At 65.6% G+C, this 24,149-nt stretch carries 24 protein-coding genes and 1 tRNA gene; 16 read left to right on the plus strand and 9 right to left on the minus strand.

Going from position 1 to position 24,149, the window contains the following annotated elements; genetic code table 11:
• Nucleotides 1-13 precede the first annotated feature (13 nt).
• The gene (locus tag AC1DR6_RS04210) at nt 14-1,360 is read right to left on the minus strand and encodes a UDP-glucose dehydrogenase family protein (RefSeq protein ID WP_476827942.1); all 1,347 of its coding nucleotides are present in this window, start codon (nt 1,358-1,360) and stop codon (nt 14-16) included.
• 188 nt (nt 1,361-1,548) lie between these two features.
• Here AC1DR6_RS04210 and AC1DR6_RS04215 point away from each other — a divergent pair, with 188 nt between their 5' ends.
• Both AC1DR6_RS04215 and pgm read left to right on the plus strand, forming a co-directional pair.
• Nucleotides 1,549-2,256 carry a thermonuclease family protein gene (locus tag AC1DR6_RS04215; protein ID WP_476827943.1) on the plus strand — a complete coding sequence of 236 codons (708 nt, stop codon included), beginning with the start codon at nt 1,549-1,551 and terminating at the stop codon, nt 2,254-2,256.
• A gap of 338 nt (nt 2,257-2,594) precedes the next feature.
• Nucleotides 2,595-4,244, plus strand: a complete 1,650-nt coding sequence (pgm, locus tag AC1DR6_RS04220) for a phosphoglucomutase (alpha-D-glucose-1,6-bisphosphate-dependent) (RefSeq protein WP_476827944.1) — start codon at nt 2,595-2,597, stop codon at nt 4,242-4,244.
• Nucleotides 4,245-4,277: 33 nt separating this feature from the next.
• Here the strand turns inward: pgm and AC1DR6_RS04225 are convergent, their stop codons facing one another.
• The 4 genes from AC1DR6_RS04225 to AC1DR6_RS04240 form a co-directional block, all read right to left on the minus strand.
• Nucleotides 4,278-5,093, minus strand: a complete 816-nt coding sequence (locus tag AC1DR6_RS04225) for a class I SAM-dependent methyltransferase (protein WP_476827945.1) — start codon at nt 5,091-5,093, stop codon at nt 4,278-4,280.
• A 489-nt stretch (nt 5,094-5,582) separates the two neighbouring features.
• Complete coding sequence (locus tag AC1DR6_RS04230) at nt 5,583-6,845, minus strand: class I SAM-dependent methyltransferase (protein WP_476827946.1); 1,263 nt, start codon at nt 6,843-6,845, stop codon at nt 5,583-5,585.
• Nucleotides 6,842-7,645 (minus strand): DUF1365 domain-containing protein, encoded by an 804-nt coding sequence (locus AC1DR6_RS04235; RefSeq protein ID WP_476827947.1) that lies wholly within the window; start codon nt 7,643-7,645, stop codon nt 6,842-6,844. The genes AC1DR6_RS04230 and AC1DR6_RS04235 overlap by 4 nt, the downstream gene beginning before the upstream one ends.
• The gene (locus tag AC1DR6_RS04240; protein ID WP_476827948.1) at nt 7,642-8,982 is read right to left on the minus strand and encodes an NAD(P)/FAD-dependent oxidoreductase; all 1,341 of its coding nucleotides are present in this window, start codon (nt 8,980-8,982) and stop codon (nt 7,642-7,644) included. Before AC1DR6_RS04240 ends, AC1DR6_RS04235 begins: the two co-directional genes overlap by 4 nt.
• Nucleotides 8,983-9,134: 152 nt before the next feature.
• On the opposite strand from AC1DR6_RS04240, the gene AC1DR6_RS04245 reads away from it, so the two are divergent.
• The 6 genes from AC1DR6_RS04245 to AC1DR6_RS04270 all read left to right on the plus strand — a co-directional run bounded on the left by AC1DR6_RS04245 (nt 9,135) and on the right by AC1DR6_RS04270 (nt 13,271).
• The gene (locus tag AC1DR6_RS04245; protein ID WP_476827949.1) at nt 9,135-9,701 is read left to right on the plus strand and encodes a hypothetical protein; all 567 of its coding nucleotides are present in this window, start codon (nt 9,135-9,137) and stop codon (nt 9,699-9,701) included.
• A 54-nt stretch (nt 9,702-9,755) separates the two neighbouring features.
• Nucleotides 9,756-10,121, plus strand: coding sequence for a DUF2147 domain-containing protein (locus AC1DR6_RS04250; RefSeq protein WP_476827950.1), 366 nt, complete (start codon nt 9,756-9,758; stop codon nt 10,119-10,121).
• Nucleotides 10,122-10,187: 66 nt separating this feature from the next.
• Nucleotides 10,188-10,808: a sigma-70 family RNA polymerase sigma factor gene (locus AC1DR6_RS04255; RefSeq protein ID WP_476827951.1), complete on the plus strand. Its 621-nt coding sequence runs from the start codon at nt 10,188-10,190 to the stop codon at nt 10,806-10,808.
• Complete coding sequence (locus AC1DR6_RS04260; RefSeq protein WP_476827952.1) at nt 10,805-11,452, plus strand: ChrR family anti-sigma-E factor; 648 nt, start codon at nt 10,805-10,807, stop codon at nt 11,450-11,452. Before AC1DR6_RS04255 ends, AC1DR6_RS04260 begins: the two co-directional genes overlap by 4 nt.
• Complete coding sequence (locus AC1DR6_RS04265; protein ID WP_476827953.1) at nt 11,449-12,252, plus strand: DUF1295 domain-containing protein; 804 nt, start codon at nt 11,449-11,451, stop codon at nt 12,250-12,252. Before AC1DR6_RS04260 ends, AC1DR6_RS04265 begins: the two co-directional genes overlap by 4 nt.
• A complete protein-coding gene (locus AC1DR6_RS04270) occupies nt 12,249-13,271 on the plus strand; it encodes an SAM-dependent methyltransferase (RefSeq protein ID WP_476827954.1) in 1,023 nt (340 codons plus the stop codon). Before AC1DR6_RS04265 ends, AC1DR6_RS04270 begins: the two co-directional genes overlap by 4 nt.
• Nucleotides 13,272-13,289: 18 nt before the next feature.
• Here the strand turns inward: AC1DR6_RS04270 and AC1DR6_RS04275 are convergent, their stop codons facing one another.
• The 4 genes from AC1DR6_RS04275 to mnmA all read right to left on the minus strand — a co-directional run bounded on the left by AC1DR6_RS04275 (nt 13,290) and on the right by mnmA (nt 15,847).
• A complete protein-coding gene (locus tag AC1DR6_RS04275) occupies nt 13,290-13,697 on the minus strand; it encodes a DUF2177 family protein (protein WP_476827955.1) in 408 nt (135 codons plus the stop codon).
• A gap of 112 nt (nt 13,698-13,809) precedes the next feature.
• Nucleotides 13,810-13,886 (minus strand) — tRNA-Met (locus AC1DR6_RS04280).
• Nucleotides 13,887-13,983: 97 nt separating this feature from the next.
• Entirely contained in the window at nt 13,984-14,625 is a 642-nt protein-coding gene (locus AC1DR6_RS04285; RefSeq protein WP_476827956.1) for a class I SAM-dependent methyltransferase, read from the minus strand.
• A 37-nt stretch (nt 14,626-14,662) separates the two neighbouring features.
• Nucleotides 14,663-15,847, minus strand: coding sequence for a tRNA 2-thiouridine(34) synthase MnmA (gene mnmA, locus AC1DR6_RS04290; RefSeq protein WP_476827957.1), 1,185 nt, complete (start codon nt 15,845-15,847; stop codon nt 14,663-14,665).
• Between the two features lie 261 nt (nt 15,848-16,108).
• Here mnmA and AC1DR6_RS04295 point away from each other — a divergent pair, with 261 nt between their 5' ends.
• The 8 genes from AC1DR6_RS04295 (at nt 16,109) to flbD (ending at nt 24,149) form a co-directional block, all read left to right on the plus strand.
• Nucleotides 16,109-17,602: a flagellar hook-length control protein FliK gene (locus AC1DR6_RS04295; protein ID WP_476827958.1), complete on the plus strand. Its 1,494-nt coding sequence runs from the start codon at nt 16,109-16,111 to the stop codon at nt 17,600-17,602.
• A 14-nt stretch (nt 17,603-17,616) separates the two neighbouring features.
• Nucleotides 17,617-18,297 (plus strand): flagellar hook assembly protein FlgD, encoded by a 681-nt coding sequence (locus tag AC1DR6_RS04300; RefSeq protein WP_476827959.1) that lies wholly within the window; start codon nt 17,617-17,619, stop codon nt 18,295-18,297.
• A 107-nt stretch (nt 18,298-18,404) separates the two neighbouring features.
• Nucleotides 18,405-18,680 carry a CtrA inhibitor SciP gene (sciP, locus tag AC1DR6_RS04305; RefSeq protein WP_076437672.1) on the plus strand — a complete coding sequence of 92 codons (276 nt, stop codon included), beginning with the start codon at nt 18,405-18,407 and terminating at the stop codon, nt 18,678-18,680.
• A 199-nt stretch (nt 18,681-18,879) separates the two neighbouring features.
• On the plus strand, nt 18,880-20,550 hold the full coding sequence (gene fliF / locus AC1DR6_RS04310) for a flagellar basal-body MS-ring/collar protein FliF (RefSeq protein WP_476827960.1): 1,671 nt from the start codon (nt 18,880-18,882) through the stop codon (nt 20,548-20,550).
• A 14-nt stretch (nt 20,551-20,564) separates the two neighbouring features.
• Entirely contained in the window at nt 20,565-21,644 is a 1,080-nt protein-coding gene (gene fliG, locus AC1DR6_RS04315; protein ID WP_476827961.1) for a flagellar motor switch protein FliG, read from the plus strand.
• On the plus strand, nt 21,644-22,231 hold the full coding sequence (locus tag AC1DR6_RS04320) for a FliH/SctL family protein (RefSeq protein ID WP_476827962.1): 588 nt from the start codon (nt 21,644-21,646) through the stop codon (nt 22,229-22,231). Before fliG ends, AC1DR6_RS04320 begins: the two co-directional genes overlap by 1 nt.
• A gap of 11 nt (nt 22,232-22,242) precedes the next feature.
• Nucleotides 22,243-22,593: a flagellar motor switch protein FliN gene (gene fliN, locus AC1DR6_RS04325; RefSeq protein WP_476827963.1), complete on the plus strand. Its 351-nt coding sequence runs from the start codon at nt 22,243-22,245 to the stop codon at nt 22,591-22,593.
• A 191-nt stretch (nt 22,594-22,784) separates the two neighbouring features.
• Nucleotides 22,785-24,149, plus strand: a complete 1,365-nt coding sequence (gene flbD / locus AC1DR6_RS04330) for a sigma-54-dependent transcriptional regulator FlbD (protein WP_476827964.1) — start codon at nt 22,785-22,787, stop codon at nt 24,147-24,149.

A 24,149-nucleotide genomic window follows, 5' to 3' on the forward strand; every position in this document is an offset into this window, starting at 1 on the left:
AAGCTGTTTCCGGTCAGGCCGCGTCGCTGGCGCGATCGGCCGTCGGCGCCAGCACGCCGCGGCCGATATCGGCATAAGTGAAGCCTTTGGCGCGGACCTGTTCGGCCCGGTAGACATTTCGCAGATCGACCAGCACCGGCTCGTTCATCAGCGTCTTGACCCGGTCGAGATCGAGCGCGCGGAAGATGTTCCATTCGGTGACGAGCACGGCGGCGTCGGTCCCATCGACGCATTCGTAGGCGTCGCGGCAATAGGTCACCTCGGCCGGCAGCACGGTGCGGGCCTGCTCCATCCCTTCGGGATCATAGGCCTTGATGGTCGCGCCGGCATCGAGAAGGGCTGCAATCACGGAAAGGGAAGGGGCATCGCGCATGTCGTCGGTATCGGGCTTGAAGGTGAGGCCGAGGATCGCGACCGTCTTGCCGCGCACGCTGCCGCCGCAGGCGGCGACGACCTTGCGCGCCATTGCCCGCTTGCGCTGCTCGTTGACGGCCGCGACCGTCTCGACGATGCGTGCCGGGCTGCCGAAATCCTGCGCCGTCTTGATCAGGGCCAGCGTATCCTTGGGGAAGCAGGAGCCGCCATAGCCCGGCCCCGCATGCAGGAACTTGTTGCCGATGCGGTTGTCCAGGCCCATGCCGCGGGCGACGTCCTGCACATTGGCACCGACCTGCTCGCAAAGGTCCGCCATCTCGTTGATGAAGGTGATCTTCGTCGCGAGGAAGGCATTCGCGGCGTATTTCGTCAGCTCGGCGGTGCGGCGGCTGACATTCAGGATCGGCGCGCTGTTGAGATAGAGCGGGCGATAGACGTCCGCCATCACATCCTGCGAGCGCTTGTCCTCGGAGCCGATGACGATGCGGTCGGGGCGCTTGAAATCGGCGATCGCGGCGCCTTCCCGCAGGAATTCCGGGTTGGAGACGACGGCGAATTCCGCATCCGGCCTGAGGTCGCGGATGATGCGCTCGACCTCGTCGCCGGTGCCGACCGGGACGGTCGATTTGGTCACGATGACGGTATGGCCGCTCAGCGCGCCTGCGATCTCGCGGGCTGCCGCATAGACATAGGACAGGTCAGCGAAGCCATCGCCCCGGCGCGACGGCGTGCCGACCGCGATGAAGACGACGTCGGCCTTCTCGACCGGGCCAGCGAGGTCGGTGGTGAAGGAGAGGCGGCCGGCCGCCATGTTGCTTTCGACGAGATCGCCCAGCCCCGGCTCGTAGATCGGCATCTCGCCGCGCTTCAGCGCCGCGATCTTGCTCTCGACCTTGTCGACGCAGACCACGTCATGGCCGAAATCCGCGAAGCAGGCTCCGGACACAAGTCCGACATACCCTGATCCGACCATCACGATCTTCATCGTAAACTCCAGACGGCGCCATTGTGCGCCTGCGAATGATAACCCGCCTCGGCTGCAAGTGCGAGCGGATAGCGGGAGGGCCGCAATCGCGCGGGGCCCGTTTGACGTTTCTTCGGTTTTCGGGGCGACACTATCGGCCGTCCTTGGCGGGATGGTGACGCACCGCAGTCACGCGACAGGAATCGATCTTGAGAACGCCCCTTTTCGTCTTCCGCCTGCGGAAAGCTCTGCGGCCCGGCGGTACCGGTCGCCGGGTGTTGTCGATCGCAGCGGCCGTCACTTTGGCTGCGGTGCTGGCGGCGATATTGAGCGGGCGCCTGGCGCATCCACCCGAGCTTGCCGCACCCAGCTCCAGCGAAGCAGCGCCGGCGCGATCCGAACCGGCGCCTGCCGTGCCCGACAAGCGCGAAGAGCGGATGCAGGCAGCCATCGTCGCCGAGCAGCGTCTGCGGCCGGGGGCCGAGCTGACCGCGGCATCGCCGTTCGAGATCCTGCCGCTGCGCTCTATCGACGGCACCAGCTTTCGCCATGGCGACGATATCGTGCGGCTTGCCGGCGTCGAAGGTCCCGGCGCGGGCGATGTCTGCCGCGATGGCGAAATCCGCTGGTCCTGCGGGCTTCAGGCGCGAGCGGCGCTGCACAATCTGGTCGCGGGACGCGGCCTAACCTGCCGGCCGCGCAAGGTGCTGGCGGATGGAGTGTTGTCGGCCGATTGCGACCTGCCGCCACGCGGGAGCCTGCCCTCGGGGGGACTTGCGCGGCTGCTCGTCCTGCAGGGCTGGGCCCGGCCTGTCGCCGGGACCGAGGCTGCTTTGGGCGAGGCTGTCGCGCAGGCGCGCAAAGAGCGGTCGGGCCTGTGGCGCGGCGATTGGGCGATCATCGCGGCCGCGCGCTAAAATCCGCCGGATCGTTCAAATGCGAGCAATCCGCTCCACGGAAGCGCAAATCCTCTGGGGCTAGATCGACATCAGTTTCTCGGGGTGTCGTTACGTGCTCATCTATCTCGGCATTGCCTGGCTCGGTTGCGCTGCCATTTTCCTGGAGATGGCCGAGCGCGCTCCGGTCATCGAAGGCTGACGCGGCAGTTCCTTTTCTCGCTCGGGGTTCCGCAGGCATCCGCGCTCGGGTTCATGGCGGCCCAGCATGCCGCTTTTCAGCCTTTTTCGCTCGCGACTTTGCGAGGCCGCCGTCTATAACGGGCGGTAACGAAGCTGGCCTGAAACCCGAGATTCCCATGACCGACACCGTGAGCCCCCACGCCGGAAAGCGGCTGGATCCGTCGATGCTCGTCGATGTCTCGGCGTTGCAGAAAGCCTATTTCGACCAGCCGGACCCCTCGCAGCGCTCGCAGCAAGTGGCCTTCGGCACATCCGGCCATCGCGGCTCGTCTTTCGCGAAATCCTTCAACGAGGCGCATATTCTGGCGGTGGCGCAGGCGATCTGCCTCTACCGGCAGGAGCAAGGCATCGACGGGCCGCTCTTCCTCGGCATCGATACGCATGCGCTGTCGCGCAACGCTTTCGAGACGGTCCTGGAAGTGTTCGCCGCCAACGGCGTGACCACGATGATCGACGAAAAGCTCGGCTTCACGCCGACGCCGGTGATCTCGCATGCGATCCTGACCTATAACCGCGGCCGCTCGTCCGGCCGCGCCGATGGCGTCGTGATCTCGCCCTCGCATAATCCGCCGGCCGATGGCGGGCTGAAGTACAATCCCCCCCATGGCGGGCCCGCTGACACCGACGCCACCGGGTGGATCGAGAAGAAGGCGAACGGGTTCCTCACCGCCAAGCTCGCAGGCATCAGCCGCATCCCGTACGAAAAGGCGCTGAAAAGCGAGCACGTCCTTCGCCACGATTACGTTACGGGCTATGTCGCCGACCTGGCGACGATCGTCGATATGGAAGCGATCGCGCGCGCCGGCATCGTCCTCGGCATCGATCCGTTGGGCGGGGCAGGTCTCGAATACTGTCAGCCGATCATCGACCGTTATCGCCTGAACGCGACGATCGTCGACAAGCAGGTCGACCCGACCTTCGGCTTCATGACCGCGGATTGGGACGGCAAGATCCGCATGGATTGCTCCTCGCCCTATGCGATGGCGAGCCTGATCGGCATGCGCGACAAGTTCGATGTGGCCTTTGCCAACGATACCGACGCCGACCGCCACGGCATCGTCACGCGCAGCAGCGGGCTGATGAACCCGAACCACTATCTCGCGGCGGCAAGCGCCTATCTCTTCGCCAACCGGCCGGGTTGGCGGGCGGATGCGGCGATCGGCAAGACGGTGGTGTCGAGTGCGATCATCGACCGCGTCGCGGCCAAGCTCGGGCGCAGGCTCGTCGAGGTGCCGGTCGGGTTCAAATGGTTCGTCGACGGGCTGATCTCGGGCGATTTCGGCTTTGCGGGTGAAGAGAGCGCCGGAGCCTCGTTCCTGCGGATGGATGGCAGCGTCTGGACAACGGACAAGGACGGGCTGATTCTCGGCCTGCTTGCGGCCGAGATCACGGCCAAGACCGGGAACGACCCCGGCGTGCTTTACGAGACGCTGACGGCCGAACTCGGCAAGCCCTGCTATGCGCGTGTGGATGCGCCGGCGACCGCCGCGCAAAAGGCCGTGCTCAAGAATCTGACGCCGAGCCAGATCGAGACCAAGGAACTGGCGGGTGAGCCGATCACCGCGATCCTCAGCAATGCGCCCGGCAACGGTGCGCCGATCGGGGGCTTGAAGGTCGTGACGGGGGAGGGCTGGTTCGCGGCCAGGCCGTCGGGGACCGAAGAGGTCTACAAGATCTATGCCGAGAGCTTCCGTGACGAGGCGCATCTGGCGCGCATTCAGGACGAGGCCCGCGACATCGTCGGAAAGGCCTTTTCGGCGGCATAGGTCCTGACGCGTAGCCCTGACGCGGGCGGCCGCTCAGTCCGGAGACTTCCGCACCATCACATAGGCATAGGTGGTGACGAAGGTCGTGCCGGTCTTGGCGGCGAGCCAGTTGAAGGCGTGGTCGGCCTGTTTCAGCCCCGGCATCGCGTCGAAATAGCCATGGCCCCAGAAGGGCTGGACATGGATGTCGCGAAAGCCGGCCTCGTTCAGCATCGGCGTCAACGTCGCGGGATTGCCGCGGCACCAATCGTAGATCGCCGGGAATTTAGGGTCGCCGCCGCCGTCGCGACGCGCCGGAAACAGCGCGTGCACGATGGCGCGGGAAGCCTTTTCCGGCAGAATATGGTTGAGCGCGAAAACCGGCGCCCACAAGGTCGGGAAGAAAGCCAGCGCCACGCCGCCCGGTGCGAGCAGGGCATGAATGTTCCGCCAGGCCTGCTGCACGTCGTGCAGATGCTCGAAGACCATTCGCGAGATCATCAGGTCGTAGCTGGCCTTGTCGACGTCCGCTTTGGCAAGGTCGCCGGTGATGTCGAAGCACACCGTTTCGAGCCCTAGGGGCGTCAAGGCGAGTTCGCCGGGGTCGATGTCGTTGACGATCAGGTCGAAACCGTGCTGCCGGGCTTCCGCTGCCGAAAACGAGGGATCGCGCCCGCCGCCGATTTCGCAGACCCGACGCAAACCAAGGTCGCGGGACAGGCCCACCACCGTCGCCTCGTAGTGCTCCCAGGCCCATTGCGAATGCCAATGCGGCTGCCTGGCGGCCATGAAGCGGGAGAGCGTGGCGCCCTTTGCGAAGGCGCGATCCGCTGCAGGCGCGGCAGCGGTTCCGGCAGTCACGAGCGACATGGTCTTCTCCCGAACGCTGCGGCAGCCATGCTGCCGAGGATCAGCGTATGGAGAGCGCCTGTCGTTCCCGCAATCGATAGTTGCCGGCAGCGCTAACGACTTCTTGCAGACGAGATCAAGCTAAGGGCGCGCCGCGCAAGCGCGACGGGCGGCCTATCTGCCCCGCTCCGGAACCTCAGGCGCTCGTGCTTCCCGAAGGTTCGAGTGCAGGAGCCCTGTCTGCCAGCTCGAGAAATACTGCAGCGCACAACAACCAGGCGATACCGACCCAGACGATCATGGCTTCCTCCCGTTTCTTATGCGCGCGAACCTATACACAATACCTCGGCGCCACAAATCCGTCTTAGTCTGCCGGACCGGCCCTGTGCAAAAATTCTCGCGGCTCCCGGTCAGCCCCCGCTTCTGGCGAATGAGAAGAGATCGCAATTCTGGCACGTTATGCGCCACGGACATGCCGAATTGCCTCGACGATGATCAAGATGGCCCGAATCAGGCCCCGGCCGATGATGGGCGGTCCACGCCTCCGCCGGCCAACGCGATGAGGCTGACATCGATCGTGCGAGCCCGGAACCCCGCCTCGCAATAGCAAAGGTAAAATTCCCAAAGCTTGCGGAAAGGTTCGTCGAAGCCGAAGCGCATGATGTCGCCCCAGTTCTCGAGGAAGCGGCGGCGCCATTCCTTCAAGGTCAGCCCGTAGCTCCCCCCAAAATCGAGTCGCTCGGCCACAGCCAGGCCAGCCGCGCCGGCCGATGTCTCGATCGCCTCAACGGAGGGGAGGCAGCCACCCGGGAAAATGTAGCGCTGAATGAAGTCTGTTCCGCCCTGGTATGACTGGAAGAGAGCCGGGTCGATGGTGATGGCCTGCAGAACGGCCCGCCCGCCCGGTTGCAGCGACCGGTTCAGCGTGTCGAAATAGGACGGCCAATAGGCACGCCCGACAGCCTCGATCATCTCGATCGAAACGATACGGTCGAACTTGCCGGTGATGTCGCGATAATCCTGCAGGCGGAGTTCGACCCGGTCGGAAAGGCCGGCCTCGGTGATCCGGTTCTGCGCGAATGCAAGCTGGGACGGCGACAGGGTCACGGCGGTGACGCGGCAGCCTTCGCGGGCCAACCGTTCGGCGAGCGCGCCCCAGCCGCAGCCGATCTCGAGCACATGCTCGCCGCCCTTCAGGTCGAGCATCGCGACGATCCGATCGAGCTTGCGGATTTGCGCATCGTCGAGGCTTTCGCCCGGTGCGTCATAGAGTGCGGAGGAATAGGTCATGCTGTCGTCGAGCCAGCGGCGGTAGAAATCGTTGCCGAGGTCGTAGTGGGCGGTGATGTTGCGGCGGCTGCCGGTGCGGCTGTTGGCGTTGCGCCAGTGGCGCAGCCGGTTGAGCAACCGGGCGGGCCAGGTGCCCGAGGTCAGCTCGCGCAAAGTCGCGTCGTTACGAGCGCCGAGTTCGATCAGCGCGGTCAGGTCGGGCGTGGCAAAGTCGCCGTCGCGATAGGCTTCGGCGAGGCCGATCTCGCCATCCAGCAGAACGCGCCGGATCGCGCGCCATTTCTTCAGAACCATCACGCCATGGGGGCCGGGCGAGGGCGCGCCGCTCGAAAGACGGTGACCTTCCGGCGTGACGATGGTCAGGCGGCCGATCACCACGCGAGAGAGCAAGCGGCGCAGAAACCACTGAGAAAGACCGATCCCGGTCGGCAAAGCCAAGGATGTCTCGGCAATTCGCGTCTGCTCGGTTTCACGCAACGTCATGGCTGCGAGGATCCTTTCGGAGAAGGCGCAACGAGGTGGGCGGGGCTGAACGGGTGTTGCGGCGGCACTGGGTGAGGCTGCCAGGAGATGCGCTTCGCGAGCAGACGCAGCGCATGCCAGTGGATGGCGGCGGTCACCTTCAGGGTGAGCAGCGGATGCGTCGCCAGGAGGCGCAGCAACGTGCCGTCCTCGATCGGCCGGCGCGCTCCGCTCATCGTCGCGGCAATCAGCCGGCCGTCCCGGTCGTGGCCGTCGATGGTGACCGCGACGCGTTCCGCCGGGGGCTCGACGGTGAACTCATAGCGCATCGACAAGCCCATGAAGGGCGAGACATGGAAGCGCTTGTCCGCCTCCTGCCGCAGCATCCGGGGCTCGCCTCCGGACGCCGCGACATAGCTGTGCGTCTCGCCGAAGGTGTTGTGAACCTCGTAGACGGTCGCGCGCAGGCTGCCATCGCGGCCGTAGCAGAAATAGGTGCTGAGCGGATTGAAGGCATAGCCGAGGATGCGCGGCATGGTGAGAAGCCGGACCGTGCCGCCATCCCAGGCGATCCCGGCATCGTCCAGCGCGGCCTCGACCTGCGCCTTCAACGGACGGCCGCTGCGGTCGCCATAATCCGCGTCGCGGAAGGCATAAAGATTGAAGCGATTGCGCGAAAAGAAGCGCAGGTGATGCGTAAGCGTATCGATTTCGTCGAGATCGAGCAGCATCCAGAACACACGATAGGCCAGAGCATGCGGCTTCGGCCTGAAACGATGGTGCCGCACGCGGCCGACATAAAGGGCGGAACGGACACTCATGCCGCGAACTCCCGCAGGGTGGCGAGCGGCATCCGGCCGGATTCGTCGGCGACCTGCCAAGGGCGCCTGACAGCGCCGAGCCCTTCGGCGACAGCCAGCCCGGACTGAAGCCCATCCTCGTGGAACCCTGAGCCGAAATAGGCGCCGCAGAACCAGCTGCGTCGCGCGCCCTGCAAATTCCAAAGCTCGACCTGAGCGGCCAGCGCCGGGCCATCGAAGATCGGATGTTCGTACATCTCCTCATGCAGCACGGCCTCGCGGCGCAAGCTCGCGGGCGGATTGAGCGTGACGAACAGCGGCTTCTGACGCGGCAGGTCCTGCAGCAGGTTCATCCAATAGGTAACGCCGCAGGCCGCCTCGGGCCGGCTACGGTCTCCAAGATGGTTCCAGCTCGCCCAGGCCCGGCGACGACGCGGCATCAAAGCCTCGTCTCCATGCAGCACGGCGCGGTTGCTGCTGTAGCGGAACGCACTGAGCGCACGCGCCTCCAGGGGATCGGCGTCGGCGAGCATCGCCAATGTGCGATCGGCATGGGTGGCGAACACGACCTGGTCGAAACGCTCGCTCCAGCCATCGCCGGTGACCAGGACATCGTTGGGGCCGCGACGAACCTGCCGGACCGGCGAGCTGAGACGAACCGAGCCCGAAAAATCCTGCCAGAGCTTTTCGACATAATGTGCGCTGCCGCCCGTCACCGTGCGCCAGACGGGCCGGTCGGTCAGTTGCAGCAGGCCGTGATTCCGGTGGAACCGCAGGAACGCCTCCGCCGGGTAGGACAGCATCTCCGAGCAGGGAGCCGACCAGATAGCGGCCGCCATGGGCAGCAGATGGTCGTCGCGGAAAGCACGGCCATAGCCTCCGGCGTCGAGATAGTCGCCAAGCGACATGCTAGGCGGCAGACCGGCCTGCGCATCGCGCGTCGCGCTCCGATAGAAGCGCACGAGATCCTGCAGCATCGACCAGAAACGCGGGTTGGCGAGATTTCGCCGCTGCGCGAACAGTCCCGAAAGGCCTGTTCCGCTGTATTCGAGACGCCCGCCGTCGAGCGACACGCCGAATGACATCTCCGTCGCCTGGTTGGCGACGCCCAGATGGTCCAGCAGGGCAACGAAGTTCGGGTAGGTTTTCTCGTTGTAGACGATAAAGCCGGTGTCGACCGAGACCTCGCCGCCTTTTCCGTCAGGAATTGTCACCGTATTGGCGTGGCCGCCGAGGCGCGGCTCGGCTTCGATCAGGACGACGTCATGGGCCTTGCCCAAAAGCCATGCGGCAGACAGGCCGGCGATGCCTGCGCCGATCACCGCAATTCGCTGCGCCTGTCCCGACATCGGTTGCATCCTCACTCCCAGGCAAAAGATTGTGCTTTTGGAACTGATACGGCGGGGAGCGTTCGCTGGATCGCCAGGCCGCGACCTTTAAAATCGCGTCGCGGTGAGCTGACCGCGTTCGTCCACCGTAATCAGGAGCGGGCAAAGGCTGGATGTGGCGAATGACATTGCAACAGATACGGGCGGCTCTGGGACGCTATACCGCTCATCCCGACCCACGGACGGCGACGGCCAACACGGTGGCGCTGGTCATCCTGTCGAACCAGCCCTTCTATCCGCTCTATGTGTACGGGGCGGTTTCGTCGGTGATCTGGCCGTGTCTGATCACGTTTCTGTCGACGCCGCTCTTTGCCGTCGCCCCCCTCGTGTCACATCGCCGGCCGCGCCTCGCGCGCTGCCTGCTGCTGGTCGCCGGCATCGGCAATACGCTGCTTTGCCGCATCACCTTCGGCTCGGCTTCGGGCGTCGAGGTTTTCCTGCTGCCCTGCCTGATGCTTTCGACGCTGCTGTTCCGTCGCGACGAGCGGATGTTTGCGATCGGCTTCGTGGCGTTGAGCTTCGGCGCTTATCTGCTGCCGGTCGATGCGCTGACGACGCCACTGCACCTTTACCGGCCGGAGGAATATGCGGCCATGCAACGGCTCAATTTTTTCAGCGCAGCGTCGCTGACGACGCTCGTCGGCTGGCTTTTCGCGGGCGAACTCAAAAATCGACCCGAAGGCGAATGAACCGAAAACCGGCGGCGCGCGTAGATCAAAGCAAAACTGCGGAGAGGATATCGCATGAGACGCCTTCTGCTCGCCCTTCTGATCGTCGCGCCCACCGCCGCCAGCGCGGCCACCCCGCTGGACGGGACATGGATGCGCGATGACGGCAACGCTCGCGTCCGCATCGCGGCCTGCGGCGACAAGATCTGCGCCACCAATCTCTGGATCAAGGACACGAGCAAGGGCGAGGAGCCCGGCGACAAGCTGGTCATGGACATCTCGCGCCAGCCGGACGGGTCCTATTCCGGCACCGCCTATGATGCGAAGCGGGATTCGACCTATTCGATGACCGTGAAGGTCTCCACGGGCGAGCTCACCACGCGCGGCTGTATCCTCGCCAAGCTCCTGTGCAAGGACGTGAACTGGAAGGCGGCCGAGTGATGTGTGCGCTTCGACCTGGCCGATTTCCTTTGATGATCCGGCCGCAAGAGAAGGTCGTATCTTGATATGTCCGCTGCGCTCGCCCTCAATGTCGGCGTCACGCGCAGGATTTCGGCAGCAGCGCAGGGATACCGGTTCGTCGCCTTGTTCGACCCCAATGCCTTGATCGCCGCGATCGCCCGCTCGGCCGACCGAGCGGCTTTCGCGGCCCTGTTCGACCACTTCGCGCCGCGCGTGAAGGGGCTGCTGATGCGCGGCGGCGCCTCAGCCGAAATGGCGGAGGAGATCGCGCAGGAGACGTTGCTTTCGGTGTGGCGCAAGGCGGCCCTGTTCGACCCCAGCAAGGCCAGCGCCTCGACCTGGATCGCGACCATCGCGCGCAACCAGCGCATCGACATCGCGCGGCGGGAAACCCGGTCGCGGCTTTCGCAAGTCTATGAGATTTTGGATGAAGAAGGACCTGAACAGCCAGATGAAACGCTATCGGGAGCCCAGCGCGAGGCGCGGGTCAGAGCGGCGATGACGGGATTGTCGAAAGATCAGTATCGCGTCGTCGAGCTCGCTTTCCTGGAGGGCTTCAGCCATCAGGACGTGGCCACGCGGCTGTCGATCCCGCTCGGCACGGTGAAATCGCGCCTGCGGCTGGCGCTCGCCCATCTGCGTGGCAGGCTGGAGGATCTGCGATGAGCGCGGTCCGCCGTCCATCGGACGAAACCCTCGCCGCCTTTTCAGCCGGACGCCTCGACGGGGGTCTCGCACTCGTCGTCGCCGCTCACATCGAGAAAAATGCCGAGAGCCGTCGGCAGGTGCAGGATTTCGAGGCGGTTCAGGGCGAGCTGCTCGATCGTGCCGAGCCTGCCGCCATGGCGGGTTCGGCCTGGGACGCCATCGAAAAAGATCGGTCGGGGCCAGCGCCCGACAAGCTTCTCGCGGCGGAGCCGGACTTGGCTCTGGCGGCGGAGCCGGACTTGCCGCAGGTCCTGGCTCCGTTCAGCCTTGGCAAGTGGCGGTCCATCGGTTTTCGCATCGCACTGAGGCGGGTCGACGTGCCCGGTGCGCAAGCCCGCGTCTTTCTGCTCAGGGCAGGGCCCGGTATCGCGCTGCCTCATCACAAGCATACCGGCTTCGAATGGACCACGATTTTGTCGGGGGCCTACGAACATCAATATGGCCGTTTCGCCGCCGGCGATTTCGACGAGGCCGATAGCGAGCAGGATCATACGCCGCGCGTCGATGCGGTCGAGGGGTGTACCTGCATCGTCGGCATGACCGGCAATGTGCAGTTCCAGGGTTGGCTCGGACGATTGTTGCAACCGCTGGTGCGGCTGTGACGCTGGCCTCGGTCGCGGTGGCGCTTGTCCTCGTGGCCGGGCTGATGTCGGCCGTCATGGGGGTCGCCACGCTGGTCGAGCGGCGCACCGGCAACTCCGGTTGGATCGACGTCGTATGGACCTTCGGGTTGGGCGCGGTCGGTTTCTGCGGAGCGCTGCTCCCTTTCGGTGATGCGCCCATCGGCAGACGGCTCGTCGTCGCCTGCTTGATCGCCGCCTGGGCGCTGCGGCTCGGGCTGCATATCGCAGGCCGGACGAGAGGCATCGGCGATGACCCCCGCTACGCCAAGATGAAACGGGATTGGGGCCAGCAGGCCGCCTCGAAGCTCGCCTGGCTGATGCAGGTTCAGGCGCTGGCCAGCGTGCCTCTGGCACTCGGCGTGATCCTCGCCGCGCATCGGCCCGCTGCCTTCGGGCTGGTTCAGGACTGGATCGGTCTTGCCGTCTTCGCGGCGGGCATTCTCGGCGGCGGGATCGCTGATCGCCAATTGCGGTCCTTTGCCCGCTCGGGGCGCAAGGGCGTCTGCGATACCGGTCTTTGGGCCTATTCGCGGCATCCGAACTATTTCTTCGAATGCGTCCTCTGGGCCTCCTACGCGGTGATCGCGTCGGGCGCCGGCTATCCCTGGGGCTGGCTGGCCTGGCTTGCGCCAGCCTGCATCACGCTGCTGCTCGCGCGCATTTCCGGGATTCCACCACTGGAAGAGCACATGCTGGCCAAGCATGGCGAGGCCTATCGCGACTACCAGCGCCGAACCAGCGCACTGATCCCGCTGCCACCCAAAGGGACGACGCCATGACGATCATGCAGAGGCTGTCGAATTGGGGCGAAGCCTTGCCGGTGCCGGATGCGATCAGCCGCGCGGTGATCGGCTCGCTGGTCGGGCGCACGGATCGCGAACTGACCGGCCGACCGGCCGACGCCGCCGCCTTTGCCCGCGATATGGCGAATTTCCCGATCGCGATGCACACCGACGCCGCGAATGCGCAGCATTACGAGGTGCCGGCCGCGTTTTTCGGTCAGGTGCTGGGGCCGCATCGGAAGTATTCCTCCTGTTATTACGCCAGCCCCGGAGACAGTCTGGAGACGGCGGAGGCGAACGGGCTGGTGCTGACGGCCGAGCATGCCGGGCTGGCTGACGGCCAGAGCGTGCTCGAGCTCGGCTGCGGCTGGGGCTCGCTCTCGCTCTGGATGGCGGCTCACTATCCGAACTCGCGCATCGTCTCGGTCTCGAATTCGGCATCCCAGCGCGCCTTCATCGAAGAGCGCGCACGCGAGCGTGGCCTCGGCAATCTGCGCGTCGTCACGGCAGACATGAACGATTTCGCAATCGAGGAGACGTTCGACCGGGTCGTCTCGGTCGAGATGTTCGAGCATATGGCCAATTGGCGCTCGCTGCTCGGGCGCGTCCGTGGCTGGCTGAAGCCCGATGGGCGGCTGTTCATCCATGTCTTCGCCCATGCGCAGGGCTGCTACCGCTTCGACGCGGCCGATACCGGTGACTGGATCGCGCAGCATTTCTTCACGGGCGGCATCATGCCGAGCGCGGCGCTAGCGCATCATTTCCCGGATCTGTTCACGGTCGAGGACGAGTGGCGCTGGAGCGGCGAGCATTACCGCCGCACCGCCGAGGACTGGCTTGCGAACTATGACCGCAACCTGCCGACGATCGAGCCGATCCTGCAGTCGGTCTATGGCAGCCAGGCCGGTCTATGGCGCCGGCGCTGGCGTTTATTCTTCCTCGCGACGAGCGGGCTTTTCGGCTACGCGGGCGGCTCGTCCTGGGGCGTCAATCATTATCGGCTCAAGCCGGTCTGACGGACGACGAGGGGCTGGTCAGAGCCAGCCCCAGCCGATCCCCCGGCGGACGATCTCGTAGGAAATCCAGCTGCAGATACCGACGGCCACCGTGCCGTAGACGATGTCGGCTACGGTGATCGTTAACGTCCAGGGTCGCAGCGTGGCGTAATTGGTCAGGTCATAGGTTGCGTAGGTCAACATGCCGAGCAGGGCGCCGTTGATCAGCGCCTCGCTGGACACCCCGTTGCGCAGCGCCGGCATCACGGCGAAATGCACCACACCCAGCCCGAAGCCAAAATAGAACAGCGCCGCCGGTACAGGGCGAAAGAAGATCAGCTCGCCCAGCGCCGGGCGATAAAGCCGCGATGTCATCGTGCCGAGCCAGATGGCGTCGCAGATGCCGAAGACGACGAGAAAGGCGATGTAGCTCGCGGCAAAACGCATGACGACCTCCAGAGGCTGATGGCTGGAGATACGGTGGCCATGCGGGAATGGTTCAACCGATCGCAGCGGGAAGCGCTGGCTGTCCGACTTCGATAGTGCCGACCGAAGGAAATGGTAGCGGGAGAGGGACTTGAACCCCCGACACGCGGATTATGATTCCGCTGCTCTAACCAGCTGAGCTACCCCGCCACATGTTCCGGCGTTCGCCAAAGGCGCCCCGTCACAGGGGCGCGATATAGGGGGGAGGTGACCGGCTCGTCAAGCCTCGGTCGCGGAATATTGCCGGTCAGGATGCAAGCGAGGCGAGCTTGCGCAGGCGCACCACCTTGAAATAGCCGCCCCCGACATGGACCGTCTCGTAGCGGCCGGTCGCGGCGGCCCAGCCGGTCAGGCGGCTGACCTTGAAATCGCTGCTCCAGCCGACAGCCTTGGCGAGCGGCGCGACCGCCGCCCAGAACGGCGCCAGCAGCCCGCCATCGTCGACGAGCCGGCTCGATATGATGATCTCGCCGCCGGGTTTGAGAACCCGGTCCATCTCGGCCAGTGCCTGCTCCGGCTGGGGAACCAGGGTGATGACGAACTGTGCCGTGACCGCATCGAAACGCTCGGAGGCAAAGCCGAGCCGGCAGGCATCCATCACCGTCAGCCCCATGACATGCGCCAGCCCTTGGCCAAGCACCTTCCGCTGCGCGACACGCAGCATGTCAAGCGAAAGGTCTGCCCCGACGACGCGGCTGGCGGGATCGAAATATGGCAGCGTCAGTCCGGTGCCGACGCCGATCTCGAGGATTTCCGGGCCGCAGGCGCAGGCCGCCGCGACCGCCTCGCGCTGCGGGCGGGCCAACATGCGCTGATAGATCCGGTCGTAGAACTTCGCCCAGGTCGCATAGACGCGCTTCTGACCGTCAAGATCGTAAGTCACCGGCATCGGCGGTTCCGCATAAGAGACATGGAGCCGTGTGCCGTCAGGACAACGCAAGCGCTGCGGGAGCGCTGGCCTGCGGCGACAGCGCCGCACGGCGCAGGATCGTGCCGCCGCCGAGGACACGGGCGCCGGGTTCGGCATCGACATAGATGACGCAAGCCTGGCCGGGGGAGACGCCCTCTTCGTCCTCGGCAAGCTCGATGCGCAGGCCTTCGGCATCTCGGGTCAGCCGTGCCGGACGCGGCGCGCGGGTGGAGCGCACGCGCACCGCGACATCGAGCCCCTCGGCCGGCAGGTCGTCCAGCGTGCTTTCGCCGAGCCAGTTGACGTCCCGCAGCCTGATCTCGCGCACGCTCAGCGCCTCGCGCGGCCCCACGATGACGCGGGCATTTTCGGCGTCGAGACGCAGCACATAGAGCGGCTCGCCAGAGCTGATGCCCAATCCCTTGCGCTGGCCGACCGTGTAATGGAGCACGCCGTCATGCTGGCCCAGCACGCGGCCATCGAGATGAACGATCTCGCCCGGCCGGGAGGCGCCCGGCTTCAACCGCTCGATGACGTCCGCATAGCGGCCATTCGGCACGAAGCAGATGTCCTGGCTGTCAGGCTTGTCGGCGATGGCGAGGCCGAGTTCGGCCGCAAGCGCGCGCGTCTGTGCCTTGTCGATATGGCCGAGCGGAAAGCGCAACAGGTCGAGCTGCGCCTGGGTGGTCGCGTAGAGAAAATAGCTCTGGTCGCGGTTCATATCGGCCGCACGAAAAAGGCCGCGATGGCCGTCCCCGAGATCGCGGCTGACGACGTAGTGGCCCGTCGCCAGCGCGTCCGCGCCGAGTTCCTTGGCGAGGTCCAGCAGGTCGCGGAACTTCACGGTGCGGTTGCACTCGACACAGGGAATGGGCGTCTCGCCGGCGAGATAGCTTTCGGCGAAGCGCTCGATGACGGCGTCGCGAAAGCGGCTCTCGTAATCGAGCACGTAATGCGGGATGCCGATCTTCTCGGCGACCCGACGGGCGTCGTGGATATCCTGTCCGGCGCAGCAGGCCCCTGCACGGTGGACGGCCGCGCCATGATCGTAGAGCTGCAAGGTGACGCCGACGACATCGTAGCCCTCGCGCTTCAGCAGAGCGGCCACCACCGATGAATCGACGCCGCCCGACATCGCCGCGACGACGCGCGTCGCCGAAGGCGGCTTGGCGATGTCGAGGGAGTTGCGCGGTGTGTTCATCTGGAAATGGAAGTTCCGGGGCGCTCGGCGCTGATGGCGGTTTCTATACCGGTTTTGACCCAGGCCTGCCAGCGGGATTGGCAAGGCCGGCCAGCCAGATCGGCAAATCCTGCCCGGTCAAGGCTGCGATCTGGAGATTCCTGCCCGCGCATCCGTCTGCGGCGACACCTAAGTGATTGCAATCGTTGCCTTCGAATATGGCTCGCAACTTGCTGAGCAGGCGGAGGGCCGCCTATCGGGCCCCGCCTTGCGGATATCCTTATGGCCATCGACCCCGTGTTTTCCCCGCCTTCCGCGCCGGAGCCTGCGCCGCAGCGCAGCCGCGCGTCCGACGCGCAGGGCACCGGCCAGGAGTTCACACTGCCGGAGCGGAGCGAAGACAGGCCGGTCCCCGTGCAGGACACCGGCAAGGCCTCGCCCCCCGCGAGCCAGAAAGCCAAGGACGACGCGGTCGACGCGCCGAGCGTGGTGAAGGACGGGACCGGAACCCCGGCTTCGAAGGAGCCGGTGACGGCCAAGCCCGCCGATGGCGCTGCATCGAAGCCTGCAACGGCGCAGGTGCCTCAGATCGCGGGACCCAAGACGCCTGTCGTCCCGACCGATATCGGGGCGCTGGCCAGCATTCTCGCGGCTGCCGAGGAGGCAGCTGGAAAGGTTGCCACCGGCGAGGGCACCGATGTCGACAAAGCCGCTCAGGGCGGGGCTCCCGTTACAGTGAAGCCGGGCAAGAAAAAACTGGAAGATGGGACGGAGGCTGGGGCGTCGGCTGCGGCTGCCGTTGAACCGACCCCAACCCCGCCCGTCACAGTCGATCTCGCGGCTCTGCTCGCCGCTGGCATGCCCGCCGCGGAGGTCAAGGGCGATCCGGGGACCGGGGAGGATGGAGCTGGCGCGATCACCGCCAAGACCGGTTCGTCGCGAGGGCTACCCAACCTTGCCTTGGCTGCAACCGCCGGGGGCCAAGCGGCGGTCGCGGCTGCGGCGGACAAGGGCGCGGTCGAGGTCGGCAAGCTCCAGGACGCGGGTGTTGGCGTTGCCGACGCGGCCGCGCAACTGGCGGCAAAGGGCCATGCTCCTAAAGACGCGGCCAAAGTCGAGGTTGACCCTGCGGTGACGTCACAGGCCAACGGCCCGACCGCCATCGAGCCGAAGCTGCTGGACAATCTCCAGCAGGCGCTGGCGCCGCTCGATCTCTCCGCCGCTGTCGCGCAGGCGGCAGGCAAGGCTGGCGCGCATCCGCTGGCGGCCGCCGTCCTGAGCGACCCGACAGCCGCCGCGGGGCAGCCGCCGGCGCAGGGGCAGGCGAACAGTTCGGCCGTTCCCACGCCGATCCATGTCTTCCCGATCGAGATCGGCATGCGGGCGCTCTCGGGCGCCCGGCAGTTCGACATTCGGCTCGATCCCGCCGAACTGGGGCGGGTCGACGTCAACCTTTCAATTTCCGACAAGGGCGAGGTCAGCGCCAAGCTTGTGGTGGACCGGGTCGAGACCCTGCATCTGCTGCAGCGCGACGCGCGCACGCTGGAGCGCGCCTTCGAGCAGGCGGGCCTGAAGCCTTCCGACAGCGGCGTCGATATCAGCCTGCGCGACAATTCCGGCCAGGCCTTCCGTCAGCAGCGGCAGCAGGACGAGGCGCCCCAGCGTCCGCGCCGGCAGAACTCCGGCGATACGACCGAAGAGGTCGGCGGCATCGCCGCCGTCGCCTCATCCTCACGACAGATCGTACGCCTCGGCGGCGTCGATCTCAGCATCTGAACGAGGACTTCCTCATGGCAACGGTCTCCAACGTTCCGAGCTCTTCTTCGTCGGGCGCCGCGAGCTCTTCCAGCAGCTCAAGCAGTTCCGGCGCCTCTGGCATCGCGAATAATTTCGATCAGTTCCTGACGCTGCTGACGACGCAGCTGAAGAACCAGTCGCCGCTCGACCCGATGGACACCAACCAGTTCACCGAGCAGCTGGTGCAGTTCGCCGGCGTCGAGCAGCAGCTCAAGACCAACGATACGCTGAGTTCGCTGCTCAGCCTGAGCGCGGCTGGTACGGCCACGAGCGCGGTCGGCTTCATCGGCTCGACGATCACGGCCGATGGCGCCACCGCACAGCTTTCGAACGGCGCGGCTGCGTGGAAGGTCAATTCTTCCGCGTCCGGCACGGCCGCCGTCACGATCAAGGACGGCAATGGCAACGTCGTGCAGACGATGACGCGCAGCCTCACGGCTGGCGACCAGATGCTGAGCTGGGACGGCACGACCTCGACGGGAACGAAGGCGCCGGACGGCGCCTACACCGTGACGGTCGATGGAACGAGCGTCGCGGGCGAAAGCCTGACCGTGAAAACCCAGATCAGCGGCGTCGTCGACGGAGTCGACTTCACCTCCTCGGTCCCGACCCTGAAGATCGGCACGATTGGCGTGGCGATCGACAAGGTCAAGAGCGTGGTGCGGAGCCAGTGAGCCCCGCGAATCAGACAAGGACATCCCGAGCCATCGCTTTAGCCAAATCTTAAAACCGCATGGATACGCTCATCTCCAGTAGGTCTGTTGAGTTGTGTGAGAGTATCATGACCGAGCCAATGCGTCCGCGGGTGAAGTACGTGATCGGCCCGGACGGAAGTCCGCTGACGATCGCGGATTTACCCCCGATGAACACGAGACGATGGGTTATCCGGCGCAAGGCCGAAGTGGTCGCTGCCGTACGCGGTGGGCTGCTCAGCCTGGAAGAGGCCTGTCAGCGCTACACGCTGACCGTGGACGAATTCCTGAGCTGGCAGATGTCGATCGACCAGCATGGGCTGGCCGGTCTGCGGACCACCCGCATCCAGCATTATCGTCAGTAACACGTCGATTTCATTCTGGTTTTGGCAAGCGCCGGTCTCGACGAGGCCGGCGCCTTTGCGTTTTGAGTCACGGCCTTCCAAAGAAAGTTAACGCTCCCGCCCAAAAAATTAACCGCCCGCTAACCATGCACTGGGAAAAACTTGCCTAGTGGTCGCGCTTGCCAAGCGTGCCACACGGTCTCGTGGAACGGATGGCGGCGTGAACGCGGTTATCGCCCAGTTTTCAAGGTTCGGCGCAGCACGGCTGGCAGCGATGCTGGCTGTCACGCTCGCGCTCGTCGGCTTCTTTGCCTTCGTGATGATCCGCATGTCGCAGCCCTCGCTGAGCGTGCTCTTCGCCGATCTCGGGAGCCAGGACGTCAGCGCGATCCTGAAGGACCTCGACACGCGCGGCGTGAAATACGAGCTGCGCGCCGACGGGCAGACCATCCTTGTCCCGAAGACGGATGTCGCGCGGCTGCGGCTCGACCTTGCCGGCAAGGGCATCCCGGCCGGCGGCGGCGTCGGCTACGAGATCTTCGACAAGGGCGATGCCTTCTCCTCGACGAGCTTCGTCCAGAACATCAATCATCTGCGGGCGTTGGAGGGCGAGCTCTCGCGCACGATCCGCTCGATCAGCCGGGTCCAGGCTGCCCGCGTCCATCTCGTCATTCCGGAACGGCGCCTGTTCGAACGCGACCGCGAGCCGCCGCGCGCCTCGATCGCGCTTAAGCTCGCTGGCGATCTCGATGCGGCGCAGGTCCGTGCGGTGCGCCATCTGGTGGCGTCGGCTGTGGATGGGCTGAAGCCCGAGCGCGTCTCGATCGTCGATGAGCGCGGCCGGTTGCTGGCCGATGGCGCCGAGAGCGACCAGAGCCTGATCGGGCTCGGCATCGAGGAGCGCCAGACCGCGATCGAGAAGCGGCTGAAGGCGCAGGTCGAGGATATCGTCGCCAGCGTCGTCGGTTATGGCCGGGCGCGCGTGCAGGTTTCCGCTGCGCTCGACACCAACCGCGTCGAAAGCCGCTCGGAGAACTTCGACCCCGAAAGCCGCGTCCTGCGCTCGAGCCAGAACCGCACGGAAGCCTCGACGACCACCGAAGGCAACGGCACCGTCACCGTCGGCAACGAGCTTCCGGGCGCGCAGCAGACGCAAGGGGCCCAGCAGAACCAGCGCGAGAACTCGCAGAAGAACGAGGAGGTCTCCAATTACGAGATCTCCAAGACCACCCGCACCGAGATGCAGGAGGGCGGGCGCATCAAGAAGCTCTCCGTCGCGGTGCTGGTCGATGGCGTCTATCAGCGCGGCCAGAACGGCGAGAGCGCGTACCAGCCGCGCAGCAACGAGGATATCGACCGTATCGGCGAGCTCGTGCGAACCGCGGTCGGTTTCGACCAGGGGCGCGGCGACAAGGTCGAGGTGGTGAACCTGCGCTTCGCGGAAGCGCCGGCGGCGCCGACCGACATGGCCGAGCAGACCCTGATGCAGCAGCTGATGTCCTTCACCCGCGAGGATCTGGTGCGCTTCGCCGAACTCGGCGTGATCTCGCTGCTGACCCTGATCGTGCTGATGACGGTGGTCCGCCCGCTGCTGAAACAGATCCTGGCCTCCGACAACAGCACTGGGGCTCTGCGCGCGATGCCGGCCTTCATGCGCACCGGCGCCATCACGGATTCCACCGGCGATCCGGCGCTACCCCCCCGGGCGGCCGGCTCGGAGCTCACTGCCGCCAATTTCGAGATGCCTTCCGAGAAGATGCTCGCGGTTGCGCAGATCAAGGGCCAGCTCAAGGCGCAGTCGGTCGAGAAGATCGGCGCGCTGGTCTCGCAGAACCCGTCCGACTCGGTCGCGGTACTGCGGAGCTGGATCCACGAAAAAGCGCCGGCGTGACGGGCGGCTGAACCATGGCAGAATCCCAGTCCCTCGCGACCCGCGGCACCGGTCTCCCGGAGATCGAAGGTGGCGGCTTCGTCGGCGTCACCACCATCGCGGAGATGACCGGACCGCAGCGTGCGGCCGTGATCCTGCTCGTGCTGGGCGAAGAGCATGGCCGGATGATCTGGCAGGAATTCGACGACGACGAGATCCGCATCATCACCCGCTCCATGGCGGAGCTGGGCACTGTCGATGCCGATGAGGTCGAGCGGCTGATGCTCGACTTCGTCGGCAAGCTGTCCAGCGCGGGCGCGGTCACCGGCTCCTTCGACAAGACGATCTCGCTGCTCGAGAAGATCCTTCCGACCGAGCAGGTCGCGCTGATCATGGAGGAAATCCGCGGGCCGGCCGGCCGCAACATGTGGCAGAAGCTCGGCAACATCGATGCGATGGTGCTCGCCAACTTCCTCAAGAACGAATACCCGCAGACGATTGCCGTGATCCTCTCCAAGATCCGGCCGGACCATGCCGCTAACGTGCTGCGCAACCTGCCCAACGACCTGTCGATCGAGGTCGTCGGGCGCATGCTTCGGCTCGAATCGATCCAGAAGGAAGCGCTCGACCACATCGAGAATACGCTGCGCACGGAGTTCGTCTCCACGCTGACGCAGACGCGGCGGCGAGATCCGCACGAGATGATGGCCGAGATCTTCAACGGCTTCGACCGGCAGACGGAACTGCGCTTCCTGTCCTCGCTCGACGCTTCGAACCAGGAAGCGGCCGAGCGCATCCGTGCGCTGATGTTCACCTTCGACGACCTTGGCAAGCTCGATCCTGCCGGTCTGCAGACGCTGATGGCCCAGGTCGACAAGGACACGCTCGCTCGCGCGCTGAAGGGCGCCAGCCAGCCGATGCGCGACTTCTTCCTTGGCGCGATGTCGACGCGCGCCGCCAAGAACATGCAGGACGACATCGCCAGTCTCGGACCGATGCGTCTCAAGGATGTCGACGAGGCGCAGACCAAGCTCGTGCAATTGACGAAGGACCTCGCCGAGAAGGGCGAGATCGTGCTGTCCAAGGGCGGCGCCGAAGACGAGCTGGTGTACTGATGGCCGCTGCAACCAAGTTCATGTTCGGCACGGATTTTCGCGAAGGCAGCCGGAAGGCAGCCGGCGAGGCCGATATATCCGCGGCGCGTGCCGATGGCTTCCGCCAGGGCGTGGAGCAGGGACGGCACGAGGCCGAGGGACAGCTTGGCGGCTTCGCGGCGCAACTCGCCCGGTCGGCCGAGCGGTTGTTTGCGTTGGAAGACGTTCGCGTCGCCGCGATCGAGGAGCAGGCGGCCGAGGTCGCGATCGCGGTGGCAAAGGCGATCGCCGGCGCGGCGCTGGCCGAGAAGCCGCTCGCGACGCTGCAAGGCGCCGTCCGAGAATGTCTGAGCCATGCCCGACAGGCGCCGCATCTGGTGGTGCGTGTCCATGAATCGGCCGTCGAAGCGGCCGAGGAGCTGGTGCAGAAGCTGACCCGCGAGCACGGTTTTTCCGGCCGGCTGATCGTGTTGGGCGAGCCCGACATCATGCCCGGCGACGGGCGCATCGAATGGGCCGATGGCGGCTTCGTCATGGATCGCGAGCGTCTCTCGGGCCTGATCGAGCAAGCCGTCGCCAGCGTTTTCCCCGCCCGCGTGGGCCAATGAAAGTCTGAGCCATGAGCCAGAACAACGATCTGAACCTGCCGCCGCTGAACAATGCGGACCTGTCCTTCGATCCGGATCAGGGCTCCGTGGCACGTTCTGGCCCGGTGCCGGTGAAGACGGCCGAGGACCTCGAGCAGGTCTTCGACGTGCCGGTCACGGTGTCGGCCGTGCTGGGCTCATCCAAGGTCGCGGTCGGCGACCTCCTGCAGATCGTGCCGGGGGCCGTCATCGAGCTTGACCGACGCGTCGGGGAAGCCATCGACATCTTCGTCAACGAGCGTCTGGTCGCTCGCGGCGAAGTCGTCGTCGTCGAGGATCGCCTCGGTGTCACGATGACCGAAATCATCAAGGCCGACCGGTGAGGACCCATTTGCAAATTCGTGATGGCGGTCTGCGACTGGGGTTTTGCTGCGCTTCGGTGCTCACGTACGTAAAGTACGCTCCGCTCCGATGCTCGCAAAATCCCCCGTCTCGACACGCCCTGACGAATTTTCAAATGGGTCCTGACTCCCGGTTTATTTCCAAAAAAATTCCAGACGGAAGGGCCTGAGCCATGCGCCTCATCATTGCCGGCGGTCTCAAGACCCAGATCATCGCCGCGGCCAAGATCGCGATGTCGAAAGGGGCTGCGGTCACGCATACCGAGTCGCTGGACCAGACGCTCGCGGTGCTGCGGGCCAAGGGCGCCGATCTGCTGATGATCGACGTGGTGCAGCCGATCGCTGCCTATGTCGCCGCGCTGGATGCCGAGCGCATCCGCACGCCGATCGTTGCCTGCGGCACCTCTACGGATTCACGCGCGGCGGTGGCGGCGATCCAGGCCGGCGCGCGCGAATACGTGCCGCTGCCGCCTGACCCGGAGCTGATCGCCGCGGTGCTGGAGGCTGTCGCGGCCGATCAGTCGAGCCTGATCTGGCGCGACCCCGCCATGGAGCGCGTGGTCCAGCTCGCCACCCAGATCGCGCGCTCGGAAGCGCCCGTGCTGGTCACCGGCGAAAGCGGCACCGGCAAGGAGGTGATCGCGCGTCACCTGCACCAGAAATCCGGACGCAAGGACAAGCCCTTCGTCGCGGTCAACTGCGCCGCCATTCCGGATAACCTGCTGGAATCGGAGCTGTTCGGGCATGAGAAGGGCGCTTTTACCGGCGCCGTCGCACGCCGCATCGGCAAGTTCGAGGAAGCCCATGGCGGCACGCTTCTGCTCGACGAAGTCTCGGAAATGGATGTCCGGCTCCAGGCCAAGCTGCTGCGCGCGCTTCAGGAGCGGATGATCGATCGCGTCGGCGGAACGCAGCCGGTCAAGGTCGATATCCGCATCATCGCGACGTCCAACCGCAACCTCGGCGATGCCGTGCGCGACGGGATCTTCCGCGAGGATCTGTTCTATCGCCTCAACGTCGTGCATCTGCGCCTGCCGGCGTTGCGCGAGCGGCCGGGCGACATTCTGGCGCTGGCGGATCACTTCGCCAAGAAATACGCCGATTTGAACGGTTTGCCGCTGCGCCCGGTGGCGCTCGATGCGCGCAAGATCCTGCTGGCCAATGGCTGGCGGGGCAATGTGCGCGAGCTGGAAAACACCATGCATCGCGCCGTGCTGCTGGCGAGCGGCGAGGAGATCACGGCTTCCGCCGTGCAGACGCCTGAGGGCGAGTCGCTCGGCGCCGCATCGGGGCGCGACACCGCTTCACGCGCCGTTCAAACGGCCGAGGCTGTAACGCGGTCGCTTGTGGGGAACACTGTCGCCGATGTCGAGCGGGAGCTGATCCTCGACACGCTCGACCATTGCCTCGGCAACCGGACGCATGCTTCGAAAATTCTGGGCATCTCGATCCGCACGCTGCGCAACAAGCTGGGCGAGTACACGGCTGCGGGCATCACGGTCGCGGAACCGGGCCAGACGCGCATCAGCGCTGCCTGA

Source organism: Allobosea sp. P5_A5 (assembly GCF_056400625.1).

Excerpts from the sequence above, each read along its gene's own strand:
- AC1DR6_RS04230 (WP_476827946.1), bottom strand. The coding sequence starts at position 6,845 with ATGACGTTGCGTGAAACCGAGCAGACGCGAATTGCCGAGACATCCTTG.
- AC1DR6_RS04225 (WP_476827945.1), bottom strand. The coding sequence starts at position 5,093 with ATGTCGCTCGTGACTGCCGGAACCGCTGCCGCGCCTGCAGCGGATCGC.
- AC1DR6_RS04295 (WP_476827958.1), top strand. The coding sequence starts at position 16,109 with ATGGCCATCGACCCCGTGTTTTCCCCGCCTTCCGCGCCGGAGCCTGCG.
- AC1DR6_RS04300 (WP_476827959.1), top strand. The coding sequence starts at position 17,617 with ATGGCAACGGTCTCCAACGTTCCGAGCTCTTCTTCGTCGGGCGCCGCG.
- fliN (WP_476827963.1), top strand. The coding sequence starts at position 22,243 with ATGAGCCAGAACAACGATCTGAACCTGCCGCCGCTGAACAATGCGGAC.
- flbD (WP_476827964.1), top strand. The coding sequence starts at position 22,785 with ATGCGCCTCATCATTGCCGGCGGTCTCAAGACCCAGATCATCGCCGCG.
- sciP (WP_076437672.1), top strand. The coding sequence starts at position 18,405 with ATGACCGAGCCAATGCGTCCGCGGGTGAAGTACGTGATCGGCCCGGAC.
- AC1DR6_RS04285 (WP_476827956.1), bottom strand. The coding sequence starts at position 14,625 with ATGCCGGTGACTTACGATCTTGACGGTCAGAAGCGCGTCTATGCGACC.
- AC1DR6_RS04250 (WP_476827950.1), top strand. The coding sequence starts at position 9,756 with ATGAGACGCCTTCTGCTCGCCCTTCTGATCGTCGCGCCCACCGCCGCC.
- AC1DR6_RS04210 (WP_476827942.1), bottom strand. The coding sequence starts at position 1,360 with ATGAAGATCGTGATGGTCGGATCAGGGTATGTCGGACTTGTGTCCGGA.
- mnmA (WP_476827957.1), bottom strand. The coding sequence starts at position 15,847 with ATGAACACACCGCGCAACTCCCTCGACATCGCCAAGCCGCCTTCGGCG.
- AC1DR6_RS04240 (WP_476827948.1), bottom strand. The coding sequence starts at position 8,982 with ATGCAACCGATGTCGGGACAGGCGCAGCGAATTGCGGTGATCGGCGCA.
- AC1DR6_RS04260 (WP_476827952.1), top strand. The coding sequence starts at position 10,805 with ATGAGCGCGGTCCGCCGTCCATCGGACGAAACCCTCGCCGCCTTTTCA.
- fliG (WP_476827961.1), top strand. The coding sequence starts at position 20,565 with ATGGCAGAATCCCAGTCCCTCGCGACCCGCGGCACCGGTCTCCCGGAG.
- AC1DR6_RS04255 (WP_476827951.1), top strand. The coding sequence starts at position 10,188 with ATGTCCGCTGCGCTCGCCCTCAATGTCGGCGTCACGCGCAGGATTTCG.
- AC1DR6_RS04320 (WP_476827962.1), top strand. The coding sequence starts at position 21,644 with ATGGCCGCTGCAACCAAGTTCATGTTCGGCACGGATTTTCGCGAAGGC.
- pgm (WP_476827944.1), top strand. The coding sequence starts at position 2,595 with ATGACCGACACCGTGAGCCCCCACGCCGGAAAGCGGCTGGATCCGTCG.
- AC1DR6_RS04245 (WP_476827949.1), top strand. The coding sequence starts at position 9,135 with ATGACATTGCAACAGATACGGGCGGCTCTGGGACGCTATACCGCTCAT.
- AC1DR6_RS04235 (WP_476827947.1), bottom strand. The coding sequence starts at position 7,645 with ATGAGTGTCCGTTCCGCCCTTTATGTCGGCCGCGTGCGGCACCATCGT.
- AC1DR6_RS04270 (WP_476827954.1), top strand. The coding sequence starts at position 12,249 with ATGACGATCATGCAGAGGCTGTCGAATTGGGGCGAAGCCTTGCCGGTG.
- AC1DR6_RS04275 (WP_476827955.1), bottom strand. The coding sequence starts at position 13,697 with ATGCGTTTTGCCGCGAGCTACATCGCCTTTCTCGTCGTCTTCGGCATC.